Annotated in this window: 15 protein-coding genes; 6 read left to right on the forward strand and 9 right to left on the reverse strand. The window is 67.7% G+C overall.

Annotated features, from left to right (window positions below):
• Nucleotides 1-28 precede the first annotated feature (28 nt).
• On the forward strand, nucleotides 29-1,327 hold the full coding sequence (locus tag CPH63_RS07040; protein WP_096302247.1) for a hemolysin family protein: 1,299 nt from the start codon (nucleotides 29-31) through the stop codon (nucleotides 1,325-1,327).
• A 65-nt stretch (nucleotides 1,328-1,392) separates the two neighbouring features.
• Here the strand turns inward: CPH63_RS07040 and CPH63_RS07045 are convergent, their stop codons facing one another.
• Nucleotides 1,393-3,069, reverse strand: a complete 1,677-nt coding sequence (locus CPH63_RS07045; RefSeq protein WP_096302249.1) for an acyl-CoA dehydrogenase family protein — start codon at nucleotides 3,067-3,069, stop codon at nucleotides 1,393-1,395.
• A 48-nt stretch (nucleotides 3,070-3,117) separates the two neighbouring features.
• Here CPH63_RS07045 and trpS point away from each other — a divergent pair, with 48 nt between their 5' ends.
• Genes trpS through CPH63_RS07060 form a run of 3 tightly spaced genes read left to right on the forward strand, consistent with a single transcriptional unit; the run spans nucleotide 3,118 to nucleotide 5,681 of the window.
• The gene (gene trpS, locus CPH63_RS07050; protein WP_096302251.1) at nucleotides 3,118-4,137 is read left to right on the forward strand and encodes a tryptophan--tRNA ligase; all 1,020 of its coding nucleotides are present in this window, start codon (nucleotides 3,118-3,120) and stop codon (nucleotides 4,135-4,137) included.
• A complete protein-coding gene (locus CPH63_RS07055) occupies nucleotides 4,134-4,673 on the forward strand; it encodes a 2'-5' RNA ligase family protein (protein ID WP_096302252.1) in 540 nt (179 codons plus the stop codon). The genes trpS and CPH63_RS07055 overlap by 4 nt, the downstream gene beginning before the upstream one ends.
• Before the next feature lie 3 nt (nucleotides 4,674-4,676).
• On the forward strand, nucleotides 4,677-5,681 hold the full coding sequence (locus CPH63_RS07060) for a YihY/virulence factor BrkB family protein (RefSeq protein WP_096302253.1): 1,005 nt from the start codon (nucleotides 4,677-4,679) through the stop codon (nucleotides 5,679-5,681).
• A 21-nt stretch (nucleotides 5,682-5,702) separates the two neighbouring features.
• On the opposite strand, the gene CPH63_RS07065 is transcribed toward CPH63_RS07060, so the two are convergent.
• The gene (locus CPH63_RS07065) at nucleotides 5,703-7,019 is read right to left on the reverse strand and encodes a D-alanyl-D-alanine carboxypeptidase family protein (protein WP_096302254.1); all 1,317 of its coding nucleotides are present in this window, start codon (nucleotides 7,017-7,019) and stop codon (nucleotides 5,703-5,705) included.
• 93 nt (nucleotides 7,020-7,112) lie between these two features.
• Here CPH63_RS07065 and CPH63_RS07070 point away from each other — a divergent pair, with 93 nt between their 5' ends.
• Nucleotides 7,113-7,346, forward strand: a complete 234-nt coding sequence (locus CPH63_RS07070) for an SCO4848 family membrane protein (RefSeq protein ID WP_096302255.1) — start codon at nucleotides 7,113-7,115, stop codon at nucleotides 7,344-7,346.
• A gap of 32 nt (nucleotides 7,347-7,378) precedes the next feature.
• Here CPH63_RS07070 and CPH63_RS07075 read toward each other — a convergent pair whose 3' ends face one another.
• Entirely contained in the window at nucleotides 7,379-8,794 is a 1,416-nt protein-coding gene (locus tag CPH63_RS07075) for an ATP-binding protein (RefSeq protein WP_197704609.1), read from the reverse strand.
• Between the two features lie 169 nt (nucleotides 8,795-8,963).
• On the opposite strand from CPH63_RS07075, the gene CPH63_RS07080 reads away from it, so the two are divergent.
• Complete coding sequence (locus CPH63_RS07080; protein ID WP_096302256.1) at nucleotides 8,964-10,658, forward strand: SulP family inorganic anion transporter; 1,695 nt, start codon at nucleotides 8,964-8,966, stop codon at nucleotides 10,656-10,658.
• Between the two features lie 42 nt (nucleotides 10,659-10,700).
• Here CPH63_RS07080 and CPH63_RS07085 read toward each other — a convergent pair whose 3' ends face one another.
• The 6 genes from CPH63_RS07085 to CPH63_RS07110 form a co-directional block, all read right to left on the reverse strand.
• The gene (locus CPH63_RS07085) at nucleotides 10,701-11,471 is read right to left on the reverse strand and encodes a succinate dehydrogenase iron-sulfur subunit (RefSeq protein ID WP_096302257.1); all 771 of its coding nucleotides are present in this window, start codon (nucleotides 11,469-11,471) and stop codon (nucleotides 10,701-10,703) included.
• 52 nt (nucleotides 11,472-11,523) lie between these two features.
• Entirely contained in the window at nucleotides 11,524-13,269 is a 1,746-nt protein-coding gene (gene sdhA, locus CPH63_RS07090; RefSeq protein WP_096302258.1) for a succinate dehydrogenase flavoprotein subunit, read from the reverse strand.
• Between the two features lie 72 nt (nucleotides 13,270-13,341).
• Nucleotides 13,342-13,800: a succinate dehydrogenase hydrophobic membrane anchor subunit gene (locus tag CPH63_RS07095; protein WP_096302259.1), complete on the reverse strand. Its 459-nt coding sequence runs from the start codon at nucleotides 13,798-13,800 to the stop codon at nucleotides 13,342-13,344.
• Nucleotides 13,801-14,148, reverse strand: a complete 348-nt coding sequence (gene sdhC, locus CPH63_RS07100) for a succinate dehydrogenase, cytochrome b556 subunit (protein ID WP_371364882.1) — start codon at nucleotides 14,146-14,148, stop codon at nucleotides 13,801-13,803.
• Nucleotides 14,149-14,636: 488 nt separating this feature from the next.
• Nucleotides 14,637-15,542: an ABC transporter permease gene (locus CPH63_RS07105; RefSeq protein ID WP_096302260.1), complete on the reverse strand. Its 906-nt coding sequence runs from the start codon at nucleotides 15,540-15,542 to the stop codon at nucleotides 14,637-14,639.
• Nucleotides 15,539-16,405 carry an ABC transporter permease gene (locus tag CPH63_RS07110; RefSeq protein ID WP_096302261.1) on the reverse strand — a complete coding sequence of 289 codons (867 nt, stop codon included), beginning with the start codon at nucleotides 16,403-16,405 and terminating at the stop codon, nucleotides 15,539-15,541. The genes CPH63_RS07105 and CPH63_RS07110 overlap by 4 nt, the downstream gene beginning before the upstream one ends.
• Nucleotides 16,406-16,409 lie beyond the last annotated feature (4 nt).

The raw sequence follows: 16,409 nt of genomic DNA on the forward strand, positions 1-16,409 counted from the left end.
GGGTTCTCCCCTCGATGAGGGCTACCTGGTGAATAGCAGCATCCTGAACGTCGGAATCGTCATCGGGCTGATCCTGATCGAGGGCGTCTTCGTCGCGGCCGAGATCGCGCTCGTCTCGCTGCGCGAGGGTCAGGTCCGGGCCATGGCCGAGACCTCGCGGCGTGGTGCTGCGGTGGCCAAGCTCGTCCGTGACCCGAACCGGTTCCTGGCCGCGGTGCAGATCGGGGTCACCTCGACCGCGCTCCTCTCCAGCGCCTTCGGCGCGGTGACGCTCAGCGACGAGGCCAAGGACTTCCTGCTGCAGCACGGCTGGAGTGAGGGGTTGGCCGGGGCCACCGGCATCATCGGGGTCACGCTGATCATCTCCTTCGTCACGCTGGTCGTCGGCGAGCTGGCTCCGAAGCGACTCGGGCTGCAGCGGGCCGAGGCGGCGGCCCAACTCTTCGCCCCGGCGCTGAGCCGGATGGCCTCGCTGCTGCGGCCGGTGATCTGGCTGCTCTCCAAGTGCACCGATGGGCTGGTGCGGCTGCTCGGGGGTGACCCGAACACGGGGCGGGAGGCGATCAGCGAGGAGGAGCTGCGGGATCTGGTCTCCGTCCATGAATCGCTGACCAAGGACGAACGGCGCCTCATCGACGAGGTCTTCGCGGCCGGTGAGCGGTCGCTGAGTGAGGTGATGGTGCCGCGCACCGAGGTGACGTTCCTGGAGTCGTCACAGACGGTGAGCCGGGCGGCCAAGCTGGCCTTCGACTCGCCGCACTCGCGGTACCCGGTGATCGGGGCCAGCCAGGACGACGTGCGGGGCTTCGTGCACATCCGCGACCTGCTGACCGGGGAGGCCCGGGCCGATCACGGCCGCACGGTCGGTGACGTGCTGCGTGAGGTGAAGCAGCTGCCGGGGTCGAAGAACGTGCTGGTCGCGCTGTCGGAGATGCGTCGCGAGGGGCACCACCTGGCCATCGTGGTCGACGAGTACGGCGGGACCGATGGGATCGTCACCCTGGAGGACCTGATCGAAGAGGTGATCGGGGACATCCGCGACGAGTACGACGAGGCCGAGGCCGGCACCACCAGGATGCTCGGCGGGGTCGTCGAGATCGACGGGCGGGTCAACCTGAACGAGTTCACCGAGTCGACCGGGCTGAAGCTGGCCGAGGGGCCCTACGAAACGGCGGCCGGGTACGTGATGGCAGCGCTTGGACGGCTGCCGGCGGTGGGTGACTCGGTGGAGGCCGATGGGCACCGGCTGCTGGTGACCGAGGTGGACGGACGCCGGGCGGCCCGGATCCAGGTGACCCCGCCCGAACCCGCCGAGCCGGCCGAATAACCCCCTCGCTTTTGGCACACCTGCAGGGATAGTCCCTGCAGGTGTGCCAAAAGCGAACGCGGGGGTTAGGGGAGGCGGCCGGGGGTGCGGTCGATGATGACGTCCAGGTCGACCCCGGTCGGCAATGTGCCGAAGGCCAGCCCGTGATTGCCGGCCAGCCGGGACCCGATGAAGGCGTCGGCCACCGCGGCCGGGGCGTGGCGCAGCAGCAGCGAACCCTGCAGCACGAGGGCCAGCTGCTCGACCAGCCGGCGGGCGCGGTACTCCACCTCGGCCGGATCTTCCAGTGAGCGCAGCGCCGAGGCCCAGGCCGCGTCCAGCCGGGAGTCGGCCCCGGACGCCCCGCCGATCTCGGCGGCCAGCGCGTCGAGCGACTGCGGCGAGCTGGCCAGCGCCCGCAGCACGTCGAGGGCGTTGACGTTCCCCGACCCCTCCCAGATGCCGTTCAGCGGCGCCTCCCGGTAGAGGCGGGGCATCCCGGACTCCTCCGCATACCCGTTACCACCCAGGCACTCCAGCGCCTCGGCCACCATCGCCGGCTGCCGCTTGCAGACCCAGTACTTCCCCAGCGCGACCGCGATCCGGGCAAAGGCCTGCTCGTTGACGTCGCCGCGTAGCGAACGGTCCACCGCGCCGGCCAGGCGCAGCGTCAGCGTGGTCGCCGCCTCCGACTCCAGGGCCAGGTCGGCCAGCACGTTGCGCATCAGCGGCTTGTCGATCAGCGCCGAGCCGAAGGCCCAGCGATACCGGGTGTGGTGCACCGCCTGCATGAGCGCGGTGCGCATCCCGGCCGCCGAGCCGAGCGCGCTGTCCAGACGGGTCATCGTCACCATCTCGATGATGGTGCGCACCCCCCGCCCCTCCTCGCCGACCAGCCAGGCGACGGTGCCGTCGAACTCCGGCTCACTGCTGGCGTTGCTGCGGTTGCCGAGCTTCTCCTTCAGCCGCTGGATGCGGAAGACGTTGCGCTCCCCGCCCGGCAGCACCCGCGGCACCAGGAAGCAGCTGAGGCCACCCGGCGCCTGGGCCAGCACCAGGAAGAGGTCGTTCATCGGGGCACTGGTGAACCACTTGTGCCCGCGCAGTGTCCAGGTCCCGTCGGCCTGGGCGGTGGCCACCGTGGAGTTGCTGCGGACGTCCGAACCGCCCTGCTTCTCGGTCATCCCCATCCCGGCCAGCAGGCCCGGCTTGCGCAGCGGATCCGACAGGCCGGGGGAGTAGCTGCGGCTGGTCAGACCGGGCTCGTAGAGCGCCGACAGCTCCGGGGCCGCCCGTAGCGCCGGGACAACGGCGTAGGTCATCGAGATCGGACAGGTGTGCCCCTGCTCCACCGCGCTCCAGACCGAGATCCCGGCCGCCCGGGCGACATGCGCGCCCGGACGTGGGTCGCTCCAGGCGGCACCGGCCAGGCCGGCGCTCACCGCGACATCCATCAGGCGGTGGTAGGAGGGATGGAACTCGACCTCGTCGATGCGGTGGCCGTAGCGGTCATGGGTCTGCAGCACCGGTGGGTGATCATTCGCCTCGAAACCCCAGCGTTGCGCCTCTTCGGAGCCGGCCAGCCGTCCGATGCGGTGCAGTTCCTCGGCGTGCCAGCCGGCGCCCTCGCGCTTCAGCGCCCCGAGAACGACCGGGTCCTGCGCGACATCGTGGCCGACCAGCGGCGGGACCTGGTTGGTCACCTCATGAGTGGCTGAGTCGGTAGCAGGTGACGTGGTTTCACGTGAGAAAACGGTGCTCATGGAAAGTCAGTGAATCATGCTTTGGTGATGCTGGCAGAATGTTGATACATGTCCCACCCCGCGTCTGTTCCACGCGTCTTCTCCGGCGCGCAGCCCACTTCGACCTCCTTCCACCTGGGCAACTATCTCGGTGCGTTCCGCCAGTGGGTGCCGCTGCAGGACAGCCATGATGCGATCTACTGCGTGGTCGATCTGCACGCCATCACCCTGGAGCCGCCGGAGCCGGCGGTGCTGCGCGAGCGCACCCGGATCGCCGCCGCGCAGATGCTGGCCTCAGGCATCGACCCCGACCGATCCACCCTCTTCGTCCAGAGCCATGTGGCCGCCCATACCCAGCTCTCCTGGGTGTTGGAGTGCGTCGCCGGCTACGGCGAGGCGAGTCGGATGACCCAGTTCAAGGACAAGTCGAGCCGCGGGTTACCGGTCTCGGTGGGCCTGCTGACGTACCCGATGCTGATGGCGGCCGACATCCTGCTCTACCAGGCCGACGAGGTGCCCGTCGGTGAGGACCAGCGCCAGCACATCGAGCTCACCCGCGACCTCGCGCAGCGCTTCAACGCCCGCTACGGCGAGACGTTCACCGTGCCGAAGGGTTTCATCCCCAAGCAGTCAGCCAAGATCCTGGATCTGCAGGACCCGACGGCCAAGATGAGCAAGTCACTGGGCGACGCCGGGACGCTGAACCTCCTCGACGACCCGGCCGTGCTCACCAAGAAGATCAAGCGGGCGGTCACCGACACCGACTCCGACATCCGCTACGACCCGGAGCAGAAGCCGGGCGTCTCGAACCTGCTGGCGATCCTCGCCTCGGTGACCGATCAGGACGTGCTCAAGGTGGCCGACGAGTACTCCGGCCAGGGGTACGGCCAGCTGAAGGTGGCAGTGGCCGACGCGGTCGTCGCCTTCTGTGCGCCGCTGGCCGAGCGCAGTGGCAAGCTGCTGGCCGACCCGGCCGAGCTCGACCGCATCCTGGCCAAGGGCGCCGACCGCGCCCGGGAGGTGGCCGATCCGACGCTGACCGACGCCTACGCCAAGGTCGGCTTCCTGCCGCCGGCTGCCCGGGCATGAGCGCCACCCTCGGGGTCGTCATCGACATCCCGGAGCCACACTCGACGGTACTGACCGGCTGGCGGCGAAGTGTCGGCGATCCGCAGGCCGACATGATCTGGCCGCACGTCACGCTGCTGCCCCCGACGGCCATCGCCAAGGTCGACCTGGACGAGATCGAGTCGCACCTGGCCAAGGCGGCCGAGGCCTGCGGTCCGTTCCCGATGCACCTGGCCGGCACCGGCACCTTCCGCCCGCTCTCCCCGGTCGTCTTCATCCAGGTCGCCCGCGGACTGGCCGAATGCGAGCTGCTGGAGAAGGCGATCCGCAGCGGCCCGCTGGCCCGTGACCTGGAGTTTCCGTACCACCCACACGTCACGGTGGCCCACGACGTCGACGAGGACGCCCTGGACACCGCATACAGCGGCCTGTCGGATTACATCGCCCGCTTCGTCGTCGATCGCTTCACCCTCTTCGAGCGGGGGCCGGGCGGCGGCTGGACGCAGCGGCGCCATTACCAACTGGGTACGGCCGGGCCGGAATCGGGTACGAACTAGCGCATGACGGTCCCGGCGGCAAAGCAACGCTGGGCCGCGCTGCGAACGCGCTACCACTGGCTCGACCATGTTCTCGTCGCCTACCAGCAGTACACCGACACCAAGGGCAACTACTACGCCGCCGGAATCACCTACTTCAGCTTCCTGGCCATCTTCCCGTTGATGTTCCTGGCCGTGTCGGTGAGCGGCTTCGTCCTCGGCAACAACAGCGACCTGCACGATGAGCTCTTCGACAACATCACCAAGAACGTCCCGGGCGGGTTCGGCGACACCCTGAAGACCGCCATCGACGCGGCCATCGACCAGCGGGCGGCCGTCGGGTTGATCGGTCTGGTCGGTGTGCTGCTCAGCGGCCTGGGGTGGATCGCCAATCTGCGACAGGCCTCGAACTCGGTCTGCGGGGTCGACCCGATCAAGCGGAACTTCGTGATGGCGAAGCTCATCGACGGCGTCGTGATGATCGGTTTCGGGATCGGGATCACGCTGTCGCTGGTGCTCAGTGTGGGCGGCACCGCCTTCGCGCACCAGGTCGCCGAGGCACTGAACGTCGACCACATCTGGGGCGCGGCGGCGGGGTTCTCCGTGCTGGGGCTGCTGCTGGCCGTCCTCGGCGACATGATCGTGCTCCTGTGGGTATTCGCCCGCTTCCCGAACGCCCGGATCCCGCGCTGGGTGCTGCTGCGGGGTGCCCTGCTGGCCGCGCTCGGGCTGGAGGTGCTGAAGTTCATCGGGACGGCCTACATCGCTCGGATCGCCACCAGCCCGCTCTACGGGGTGCTGGGGAGCATCATCGGTGTCCTGGTCTGGATAAATCTGGTGGCACGGTACCTGCTCTTCACCACGACCTGGACTGCAACGGCCAGCGGAGTGGTGCTCGACCCGGCGGCGGCCGATGCCGCGGCGGCCGCGGAACTGGCTCGGATCGAGGCCGAACAGGCCGTGGAGCCTGAACTCTCCCCGACGCAGGAGTTGGAGCTGGAGCTACGTAGTAGGTGGCGACGACGGTAAGCGGCGGTAAGGGGGCCGCTGCTAGCCGTGTTTGCGATGCAGGCCGAACCGGCGGATCGCGACGACGGAGCCCGCGATGATCAGCAGACCGGCAACGATTATCGGTACGTCCTCGTGCCATTGACGACGGGTGGTGGCAGCGGCGAGTAGTTCGCGTTCCTGAGTCGTGCGGGCCGCGATCGACGCGGCCGCGCTCTGGGTGGCCCGGATGTCGTCCGGCGTCTGGACGGCTGCGTCCAGGTGCCCGACCGGTGCGACGGTGGCCGGCAGCGCGTAGCCCCAGTTGAAGAGCTTCGCCGCCTGCTGCCACTGATCCAGCGGCCAGCGCTCCGCCCGCAGGAAGACCACGCCGAGCCGCCGGCCGTTGCGCTCGGTGGCCGCGACGTAGGTGTGCGAGGCGGCGTCGGTGTACCCGATCTTCGATACCAGCGCCCCGGGGACCGCGTCCATGAAGGGGTTGCCCTGATTGGTGATCTGGAAGGGGGAGGTGGCCAGCGGGCCGACCTTCTCGGCCGGCATCTCGGCGGTGCGAGCCTGGTCGTAGGCCACGAAGCGCGGCATGTTGACCGCGGCTCGCAGGATCAGCGACATGTCGTACGCGCTGGTCAATTGCTGCCAACCGTCCAGGCCGGATGGCGTCTGCACGAACGTGTCGTAGGCACCGAGACTCATCGCGGTCTTGTTCATCAGGTCGACCGTGTGCGCCACCCCGCCGGCCGCTTCGGCCAGTGCCGCCGCGGTGTCGTTGCCGGAGACGAGCAGCAGTCCCTTGAAGAGTTGGTCGATGGTGTACTTCCCGCCGGCCACGATCCCCACCGCCGAGCCTTCGGCGTTGGCTGCCGACTGGCTCACCGTGACGGTTCGGGTGCCGGGCAGCAGGGGCAGCAGCGTGACGCTGGTGAGCGTCTTGAGAATGCTCGCCGGCTGGTAGCGACCGTGCGGGTCCCGGGCGGCCAGCACCGCACCGGTGTCGAGGTCGACCAGCGTCCAGGCCGCCGCGGTGATGCCGGCGGGGAGCGCGGGAGCTCCGGTCGGCTTCACCAGACCGCGGCTGTGCAACGCCGACCCGCCGACGAGTTCGCCGTTCGGGCCGATGCCGCCAGCCGGCGGGTGTGGGTCGGGGCTATCGGGTGAACGACCGCTGGCACTCGGGGTCGGGGCAGGCGGCGGCACGACGTGGCTGGAGCTGGATGGGGATGCCGAGGAGGAGGGCGCCGAGGAGGTCGGCGCGGCCGGTGCTCCGGAGTCGTTCAGGGGTGCGGCGTAGGCGATCCCGCAGTTCAGGAGCACCAGCGTCCCCGCCGTAGCGAGCGCCGCTCGCCGGGCAAGGTTGCGCATTCGATCAGCTTATGGGGAGTTAACGCCGCAGCCGGTGAAGGCGAGTCGGCGTGTACGGAAAATGCCGCCACTAACCTTGGCTAACCTTGATCCATGCAACTCACACGCCGGGTCTCCTGGCTTCTGCTGGCCTTCGGCGTCTGGTCCTGGATCATCTGGCCGACCTTCCTCAAGAACATCTGGAAGGATCCGCGCTCCTGGAACGACGGGATGACTGCCTTCTTCACCGTGCACCTGCTGCTCACCGTGGCGTCGCTGGCCTTCGGCACCGCGATCGGGATCCTCGGCCTGCGTGGAGTTCGAGCGGCTTCGGCGGCAGTGCGCTAACCGGCGGCAGTGCGCTAACCGGCGGCAGTGCGCTAAACCACCGGGACCGAGACGTCCCGGCCGCCCTCCTGGGTTAGCCGAGCCCCCATCCGCACCAGCGCCGGGGCCGGCACGAAGCCGCCGGCGACGAGTGCCTCCCCCTGTACGAAGTTGCGCGACATCTGTAGCAGCTGCGGGGGCACGAACCCGAAGATCTCGCCCAGCTCGGCCAGATCGGCCGTCGAGTTCATTCTCATCAACGCCAGGTTGTCGCACTGCGAGATCACCTGCGGGTGCAGCTTGGACGGGCGCTGGGTCGAGAGGAGAAGCCAGAGGCCGTACTTGCGGCCCTCGGCGGCGATCTGGATCAGCCGCTCGGTGATGGCCGCCTGCACCGAGTTGGACGGCTGGGCCGGGCAGAGGTTGTGCGCCTCGTCGATCACGATCAGCGTCGGGGTGCGACTCTCCCGGTTGGCCCAGAGGCGCTCGACCAGCGCCAGACTCACCGCATGGGGCTCGAGCGGATGCTCAAAGCCGCCGAGGTCCATCACCGTGACCCGGGCCCCGGTGGCCACCACCTCCGATGCCGACGCGTTCTCGGCGGCGAACACCTCCCAGCTCGTCAAACCCAGGTTCTCGATCCGCTGCGCCAGCGCCCGATCGTCGGCGCCCCCGGCCCGCAGCCGCTCGATCATCTCGCCCAGGCTCTGCGCGGTGAGGTTGGCCATCATGTGAATGAAGAGGTTGTACTCACCGCGATCGACCAGCGGATCGAGCTGGAGCACCGCGGCCTGGGCCTGGCGCGGCAGCGTCATGAAGCGCATCCGCAGTGGCTGCCCGCCGCCGGCGTTCGAGCGAAGCACCCGCACCTCGGCCTCGCCCAGCCGTTGGGCGTCGGCGGCGGTGGTCTCGGGCCGGGTGTCACCCAGACGCACGAAGTCGGCGTTCGGGTCGAGAATGACCATCCGCAGATTGGTGTCGAGCAGCAGCTGTTCGAGGATCACGCCCAGCGCGTAGGTCTTGCCGGAGCCGCTCTGACCGCAGAGAAAGGTGTGCCGATTGAATCCGGCCGCCCGTAGCCGGGCCGCGACGTCGAGAGCCCCGTTGCGCCAGGTTCCGATCGTCATCCCGGCGCCGCTGTCGCGCTGCAGGGCCTCGATCACGGCGGCGTCGGCCGGGACAACGGTGGCCGCGGCGAAGGGGCGCCGCCCGGAGCGCCGGGGCACGCCGTCGGCGTCGAGCAGGCCGATGACCGAGCCTGCGCTGATCACCGCGGTGCCGGTGGATTCAGGAGCCTGCTCGAGGACCTGGCCCAGGAAACTCGCCGAATCCGGTGTCTGGAGCAGTATCAGGTCGCCGAGCAGCAGCGCGTCGTCGCCTCCGCGATAGGTGAAGGTACGCCCGTCGGTGGAGACGGCGACAGGGGATGTAGTGAGTGGATCGGCGGGTGCGTCAGCGTTGGCAGTCACGAACCCAGTCTGGCGCGCAGGGCGGGTACCCGAGTCATCCGACGGAGATGAAACCCGATATCACCCGACCCAGCTGAAACCCGAGATCACCCGCGCGGGATGAATACAAGGATCGATGACCGCGGTCAAGCTGAGCGCTAGCCATGCTTCGCTAATGAGGGAATGATCGATGCCGCGCTGGAAATCTGATTTGATCCCGGTCTCGCTGCGCTCGTATCAGCGAAGGTGGCTGCGCGCCGACGTGCTGGCCGGCGTCACGCTGGCCGCGGTCGCCATCCCGGAGACGATGGGCTACACCTCGATCGCGCAGATGCCGATCGTGACCGGCCTCTACACGATCATCTTCCCGACGGTGCTCTTCGCGCTGCTGGGTTCGTCGAAGCTGCTCGTGGTGGGCGCTGACTCCGCAACCGCGGCGATCCTGGCCGCCGGCCTGGCGGGGGTGTCGATCTCCGGGCTGACCCCGGACTCGCCGAAGTGGGTGGCCTTCGCCGGCCTGACGGCGCTGGTCTGCGGTGGTCTGCTGGCTATCGCTCGGTTGCTGCGCCTCGGCTTCCTCGGTGACTTCCTCTCGGCCTCGGTACTGATCGGCTTCCTCACCGGCGTCGGCATACAGGTCCTCTCCGGCCAGATCCCGGACATGTTGGGAATCTCGGGCGGAACCGGGAACTGGTTCAAAAAGCAGTGGCATTGGATCACCTCGCTGTCGCAGATCAGCTGGACCACCTTCGCCTTCGCCGCCGGGGCCATCCTCATCATTCTGGGGTTCGGCCGCTTCGCCCCGAAGATCCCCGGTGCGATCGTCGCCGTGGTGCTGTCGATCGTGCTCTCGGCGACCCTCGACGCATCGGCGCACGGAGTGGCGATCGTGGGGGCGGTGAAGGGGGGATTTCCGCCGGTCGGTCTTCCCTCCGGGATCACCTGGAGCGACGTGCCGAAGGTGATCGCGGTGGCCTTCTCCTGCGCGGTGCTGATCATTGCTCAGAGCGCGGCGACCTCGCGTAGCTTCGCGATGAAGCACGGCGACCCGGTCGACATCAACCGTGACCTGATCGGACTCAGTGGCAGCAACATCGCGGCCGGACTCACCGGCACGTTCGTGGTCAACGGCAGCCCGACCAAGACCCAGATCCTGGACGGGCAGCGCGGCCGCACCCAGCTGGCGAACCTCACGATGTCGGTGGTGACCCTGCTGGTGGTGTTGTTCTTCACGGGGGTGTTGAAGGACATGCCCGAGGCGGTGCTGGGTGCGATCGTCTTCCTGGTCGGCGTCGACCTCATCGACGTCTCCGGGCTGCGGCGGATCTACCGGCGTCGGGTCGTCGAGTTCGCCATTGCCGCCGTCACCGGCTTCGTGGTCTTCGCGATCGGCGTCGAGCAGGGCATCATCCTGGCCATCGTGTTGTCGATCCTGGAGATCGTCCGTCGCCAGTACAACCCGACCTACTTCGTCGTCGGAGTGAACAAGGAGGGCGAGCCGACCTACCAGCCGGCGATCGCGGGGGCCCAGAGCGAGCCGGGTCTCATCGTCTTTCGCTACGACGCCGACCTCTTCTACGCCAACGTCAACCGCTTCGTCGACGACGTGGAGAGGCTCATTTCAACTGCGCCGGATCCGGTGCGCTGCCTGATCCTCGATGCGGCCGCCCTGTCGGATGTCGACTACTCCGCGGGGATCAGTCTGGCCAATCTGCTGGAGTACCTGGGTGTGCACCACATTGAATTCAAGATCGCCCGGGTCGACTCAGAGTTGCATCGGACGCTGGTCAGCTACGACCTGATGGAACTCATCGGTGAGCAGAACGTCTACGGCAACCTCGTCGATGCGGTCGCCGCCTTCCGGAGCGAAGCGCGACCGGTCTGAGCGGTCAGCACCTCAGACCAACCCGACTTCGGGGGGCGACCCTCAGACGCGGCGGAAGAGCAGAGCGCGCTTGACTTCCTGGATCGCCTTGGTGATCTCGATGCCGCGCGGGCAGGCCTCGGTGCAGTTGAAGGTGGTGCGGCAGCGCCAGACACCCTCACGGTCGTTGAGGATCTCCAGCCGCTCCTCGGTGCCCTGGTCGCGGCTGTCGAAGATGAACCGGTGCGCGTTGACGATGGCCGCCGGGCCGAAGTACGAGCCGTCGGTCCAATACACCGGGCAGGAGGTGGTGCAGGCGGCGCAGAGGATGCACTTGGTGGTGTCGTCGAAGCGGTCCCGGTCGGCCTGGGACTGGATGTGCTCCTTGGTCGGCTGGTTGCCGTAGGTGATGAGGAACGGCTTGATCGAGCGGTAGGCCTCGAAGAACGGCTCCATGTCGACGACGAGATCCTTCTCCACCGGAAGGCCCTTGATCGGCTCGATGGTGATCTCATCGGGCATATCCCGGACCAGCACCTTGCAGGCCAGCCGGTTGACGCCGTTGATCCGCATGGCGTCCGAGCCGCAGACCCCGTGCGCGCAGGAGCGGCGGAAGGTGAGCGTCCCGTCCTGCTCCCACTTGATGGTGTGCAGCAGGTTCAGCACCCGGTCGGAGTTGAAGCCATTGACGACGAAGGACTGCCAGTGCGGTTCGGCGTCGACCTCCGGGTTGAAGCGCCGGATCTTCACCGTGATGGTGCGCGGCGTCGGGGCGCCGGCCACGTGGGGCGTCGGTAGCGCCTTGCCGGGGGCTTCGTCAGTAACTGCAGTCATCTGTTGTTCTCTCCAACGTGGTTGCGATGGGCCGGTGTCGCGGTGGAACGGGCTAGTACTTGCGCTCCATCGGCATGTACCGGGTCTGCACGACCGGCTTGTAATCAAGGGCGATGCTGCCGTCGGGCTGGCGGTAGGCCATCGTGTGCCGCATGAAGTTCACGTCGTCGCGGTTCGGGTAGTCCTCGCGGAAGTGCGCCCCGCGCGACTCGTTGCGGGCCTTGGCCGAGACGACCATGATCTCGGCGATCTCGAGCAGGAAGCCGAGTTCGATGGCCTCCAGCAGGTCGGAGTTGAAGCGCTTGCCCTTGTCTCCGATCGAGACGTTGACGTACCGCTCGCGCAGCGCCGCGATGTCGGATTCAGCCTGCTTCAGTGACTCCTCGGTGCGGTACACCTGCGCATTGAGGTCCATGGTGGCCTGCAGTTCGGTGCGGATCGTGGAGACCCGCTCGCTGCCGGTCGAGTTCATCAGGGTGCTGATGAGGCCCTCGACGAAAGCCGATGGCGTCTCGGGCAGTTCGAGGTGCTGGCTGGCCACGGCGTGCTCGGCGGCCGCGATGCCGGCCCGGCGGCCGAAGACGTTGATGTCCAGCAGCGAGTTGGTGCCCAGCCGGTTCGAGCCGTGCACCGAGACACAGGCCACCTCGCCGGCGGCGTAGAGGCCGGGGACGATATCGGTGTTGTTGCGCAGCACCTCGGCCCGGATGTTGGTCGGCACGCCGCCCATCGCGTAGTGCGCGCTGGGGTAGACCGGCACCGGCTCGGTGTAGGGCTCAACACCGAGGTAAGTACGGGCGAACTCGGTGATGTCCGGCAGCTTCGCGTCGATGTGCGCGGGCTCCAGGTGGGTGAGGTCGAGGTAGACGTAGTCGCGGTTCGGGCCGGCACCGCGACCCTCGCGCACCTCGCTGGCCATCGACCGGGCGACGATGTCGCGCGGTGCCAGGTCCTTGATCGTCGGGGCGTAGCGCTCCATGAAGCGCTCACCTTCGGAGTTGCGCAGGATGGCGCCCTCGCCGCGGGCCGCCTCGCTGAGCAGGATGCCCAGCCCGGCCAGACCCGTCGGGTGGAACTGGTAGAACTCCATGTCCTCCAGCGGCAGGTTCTTGCGGTACACCACGCCCATGCCGTCACCGGTGAGGGTGTGTGCGTTCGTCGTGGTCTTGAAGACCTTGCCGACGCCGCCGGTCGCGAAGACCACCGACTTCGCCTTGAAGACGTGGATCTCGCCGCTGGCCAGCTCGTAGGCCACGACGCCGGCCGCCTGCGGGTTGCCCTCGGCGTCGTCGACCAGCAGCAGGTCGAGGACGTAGAACTCGTTGTAGAACTCGACGCCCTGCTTCACGCAGTTCTGGTAGAGCGTCTGCAGGATCATGTGCCCGGTGCGGTCGGCGGCGTAGCAGGAGCGGCGCACCGCGGACTCACCGTGGTTGCGGGTGTGGCCGCCGAATCGGCGCTGGTCGATGCGCCCCTCCGGCGTGCGGTTGAACGGCAGCCCCATCTTCTCCAGGTCGAGGACAGCGTCGATGGCCTCCTTGCACATCACCTCGGCCGCGTCCTGGTCGACGAGGTAGTCGCCGCCTTTGACGGTGTCGAAGGTGTGCCACTCCCAGTTGTCTTCCTCGACATTGGCCAGCGCTGCGCACATGCCGCCCTGAGCGGCACCGGTGTGCGAGCGGGTGGGGTAGAGCTTGGTGAGCACGGCCGTACGCACGCGGCTGGAAGATTCCAGGGCGGCGCGCATACCTGCGCCACCCGCGCCGACGATGACTACGTCGTATGAATGCTCTTGCACTATTTCAACCCTCTCAGGGGAGTTAAGCGGTGACTCGCTTCGGTGAAGCTGGTGTTCAGTTCGGGTGACGAATCAGTGGTTCGGGTCAAACGTGAAGATGACGAGTGTGCCGAGGGTGATGACCAGCGTCGAGGCGGTGTACAGCAGTACCTTGAGCCAGAAGCGGGTCTGATCGCGGCGGGTGTAGTCGTTGATGATGGTGCGCAGGCCATTGCTGCCGTGGATCATCGCCAACCAGAGCATCACCAGGTCCCAGGTCTGCCAGAACGGGGAGGCCCACCGTCCGGCGACGAAGCCGAAGTTGATGCGCTGCACGCCGCCGTCGAGGATGTTCATGATGAACAGGTGCCCGAGCACCAGCACGACCAGGATGATGCCGGAGACGCGCATGAACAACCACGCGTAGAGCTCCATGTTCGTCTTGCCACGGCCACGGCGGGCCGGCGACGAGCGGGGTGCCTCGATGACCGGTGGGATCGGGGAGTACATGGAGAGCGAGTCGCCGGGCACGCGGGCGAGTGAGTCAGTCATCTACTTGCTCCCGGTCAGCGTCTCGACGGTGTGCTTGAGCATGAAGAACGCCCCCGGCACCATGACCACGACCCAGACCCCGACGATGATCCAGAGCATCTGACGCTGCAGGCGCGGGCCCTTGCTCCAGAAGTCGACGGCGATGATGCGCAGGCCGTTGAGCGCGTGGTACAGGACCGCGCCGACCAGCCCGACCTCCATCAGGTTGACGAATGGGTTCTTGTAGGTCTCGATCACCTTGTCGTAGGAGTCCGGTGAGACCCGCACCAGCGCCGTGTCCAGCACGTGGGCGAAGAGGAAGAAGAAGGTGAGGACGCCGGTGATGCGGTGGGCGACCCAGGACCACATACCCTCGCGACCCCGGTAGAGGGTGCCGACGACCTTGGTCTTGGTGACTGGTTTGCCGTTTGCCTGGTTGGCCGGGAGCTTGACGGCCGGTGCTACCGGACCGTCTGCGACGCTCGACACTGTCTGGGTTCCTCCGTAGCTCACACCGGTGCGCGGAATCCGGCTCATCATGCACATAGAACTTCAGGCCGCGAACCACGTCCTCGGCCTGCAGAAACGCTGGCGTCGGGCCCGAAGGATCACCGTGAGCGACATTGGGGAACTCGCTTAGGCGAAACGGAACCAACAGCTGATGTTAACCCTGCCGCTATCTGCTCGTCAGCGCCTAGGCGATGTGACGATCAGGACACCTGTGAACCCTTGGCCTACCGGCGGGAAACCCGCGCTACCGGCGCTCTGTCCCGCGCAGCGTCGATCCGCCGGCTCTGAACCGACGGTTTCCGGGACGGAGCGCCGAGGGTCTCCGGGGCAGCGTGAGGTCAGCTGGGTCAGCGTTTGCCGGCGTTGGGGCCCCACTTGGCCAGCACGGCGGTCTCCACGATGGTGGCGATCGAGTACAGCACGATCGAGGCCACCACCGAGAGCATCACGATCGTCCAGACGCCGGTGTAGTTGGCCACGCCCTTATAACCGCTGAGCAGCCCGCCAAGGCCGACGAACCCCGACAACCACTCGGCCAGCATCGCCCCGACCACCGCGCCGGGGACCGAGATCCGCACGGCGGCGAAGAAGTTCGGCAGCGCCGACGGGACGCGGACCTTGAGCAGGGCGGTCCGCTCCGAGCCGCCGTTGACCCGGATCACATCCAGGGCCTCGGCCGAGGTGGAGCGCAGTCCCAGCACGATATTCACCAGTGCCGGGAAGAGGACGACGATCGCGCCGATCGTCGCGATGGCTCCCGTGCCGCGCCCGACGATGAGGAGCACCACCGGCGCCATCGCGACCAGCGGTACCGAGCGCAGCAGCATCGCGATCGGCATGAAGGCGAACTCGAAGGGCTTGTAGAGGACGAAGAGGGACGCGATCAGCAGCGCCAGGATGATGCCGACCGTGAAGCCGATGCCGGCGTCGAAGAGCGTCTTCCAGAGCGCGGTGAGCGCTTGGGAGCGGGCCATCTCGGGGGTCATCGTGGTCGGCCGGACGCCGGGTGCCGGATGGTCGGTGAAGAGGTAGTTGTAGACGTCGACCGGAGATTTGCCCACGAACTTCGAGACGTTGAAGACGTTCAGGACACTGATCCACAGGATGGTGAGCACCACCAGGGAGAGCACCACGGTGGTGACGGCGCTGCCGACGCGGCGCAGCATCAGGCCGGCGAACGAGGTCGAGCTCTCCTCGGTGGGCGTCCCCGGCGTGACGACGGTCGTCGGGTCGGGGGTGATCACGGCGGTCACTTGGCCCCCCCGACGTTCTCTGCCGTGGTCCACGGGGTGACGACGCGGGCCAGCAGGCCGACGATCAGATAGCCGATGCCGGCGACCGCGCCGCAGCAGAGCGCGAGCCACCACAGGCGGGCCGCATCGCCGCGGGTCTGCGCCGCGATGAGGGCCTGGCCGACCGAGTTGTCACCGCCTCCGCCCAGGAACTCGGCCAGGATGGCGCCGAGGAAGGCGGCCGGGGCGGCGATCTTGAGTGCGGCGAAGACATTCGGCAGGGCCGCGATGACCTGCACCTTTCGCAGTTGGGCCATCCGGGAGCCCCCGTAGGCGGTGACCAGGTCGAGGCTGGCCTGCGGAGCGGCGCGCAGGCCGATGAGGCAGCCGACCACGGTGGTGAAGAACGGGGCCAGTGACGCGAGGACGATCGGTGCCGCCTGCGGGTGGGCCTGGCCGCCGATAATGACCACGATCGGGCCGATGGCGACCGGCGGCAGGCAGTAGGTGACGATGGCCAGCTGGTTGACCAGCTCCTCGATCGGCGGGATGAGCAGTACCGCAACCGCCATGACGATGGCGGCGAAGTCACCGATCAGGAACCCGTAGAAGGCGGCCTGGATCGTCGGGGTGAAGTTGTGGATCAGCGCCGTCCAGTCGTCGCTGTTGAAGAAGTGCGCGAAGACCGCTGACGGGGTCGGGATGGCATGGCTGTCGGTGTAGAGCGTCTGGGAGGCGATCCACCAGATGACGAGGATGATGGCCACACCGATTACGCCACCCACCCAGGCCGGCATGCCGGAGAGTGAGACGGTGAGGCGGCGATGGCGAGGCTGCAGACCGAGTGGTATCGCCGAGGATGGATCCGGATCGAGCATCGTCATGTCG

It is taken from the genome of Jatrophihabitans sp. GAS493 (assembly GCF_900230215.1).
In the GTDB taxonomy this organism is placed as follows: Bacteria; Actinomycetota; Actinomycetes; order Mycobacteriales; family Jatrophihabitantaceae; genus MT45.

Coding starts and splice junctions, on each gene's coding strand:
- CPH63_RS07045 (WP_096302249.1), bottom strand. CDS start 3,069: ATGAGCACCGTTTTCTCACGTGAAACCACGTCACCTGCTACCGACTCA.
- trpS (WP_096302251.1), top strand. CDS start 3,118: ATGTCCCACCCCGCGTCTGTTCCACGCGTCTTCTCCGGCGCGCAGCCC.
- CPH63_RS07055 (WP_096302252.1), top strand. CDS start 4,134: ATGAGCGCCACCCTCGGGGTCGTCATCGACATCCCGGAGCCACACTCG.
- CPH63_RS07060 (WP_096302253.1), top strand. CDS start 4,677: ATGACGGTCCCGGCGGCAAAGCAACGCTGGGCCGCGCTGCGAACGCGC.
- CPH63_RS07065 (WP_096302254.1), bottom strand. CDS start 7,019: ATGCGCAACCTTGCCCGGCGAGCGGCGCTCGCTACGGCGGGGACGCTG.
- CPH63_RS07070 (WP_096302255.1), top strand. CDS start 7,113: ATGCAACTCACACGCCGGGTCTCCTGGCTTCTGCTGGCCTTCGGCGTC.
- CPH63_RS07080 (WP_096302256.1), top strand. CDS start 8,964: ATGCCGCGCTGGAAATCTGATTTGATCCCGGTCTCGCTGCGCTCGTAT.
- CPH63_RS07085 (WP_096302257.1), bottom strand. CDS start 11,471: ATGACTGCAGTTACTGACGAAGCCCCCGGCAAGGCGCTACCGACGCCC.
- CPH63_RS07095 (WP_096302259.1), bottom strand. CDS start 13,800: ATGACTGACTCACTCGCCCGCGTGCCCGGCGACTCGCTCTCCATGTAC.
- sdhC (WP_371364882.1), bottom strand. CDS start 14,148: ATGTGGTCCTGGGTCGCCCACCGCATCACCGGCGTCCTCACCTTCTTC.
- CPH63_RS07110 (WP_096302261.1), bottom strand. CDS start 16,405: ATGACGATGCTCGATCCGGATCCATCCTCGGCGATACCACTCGGTCTG.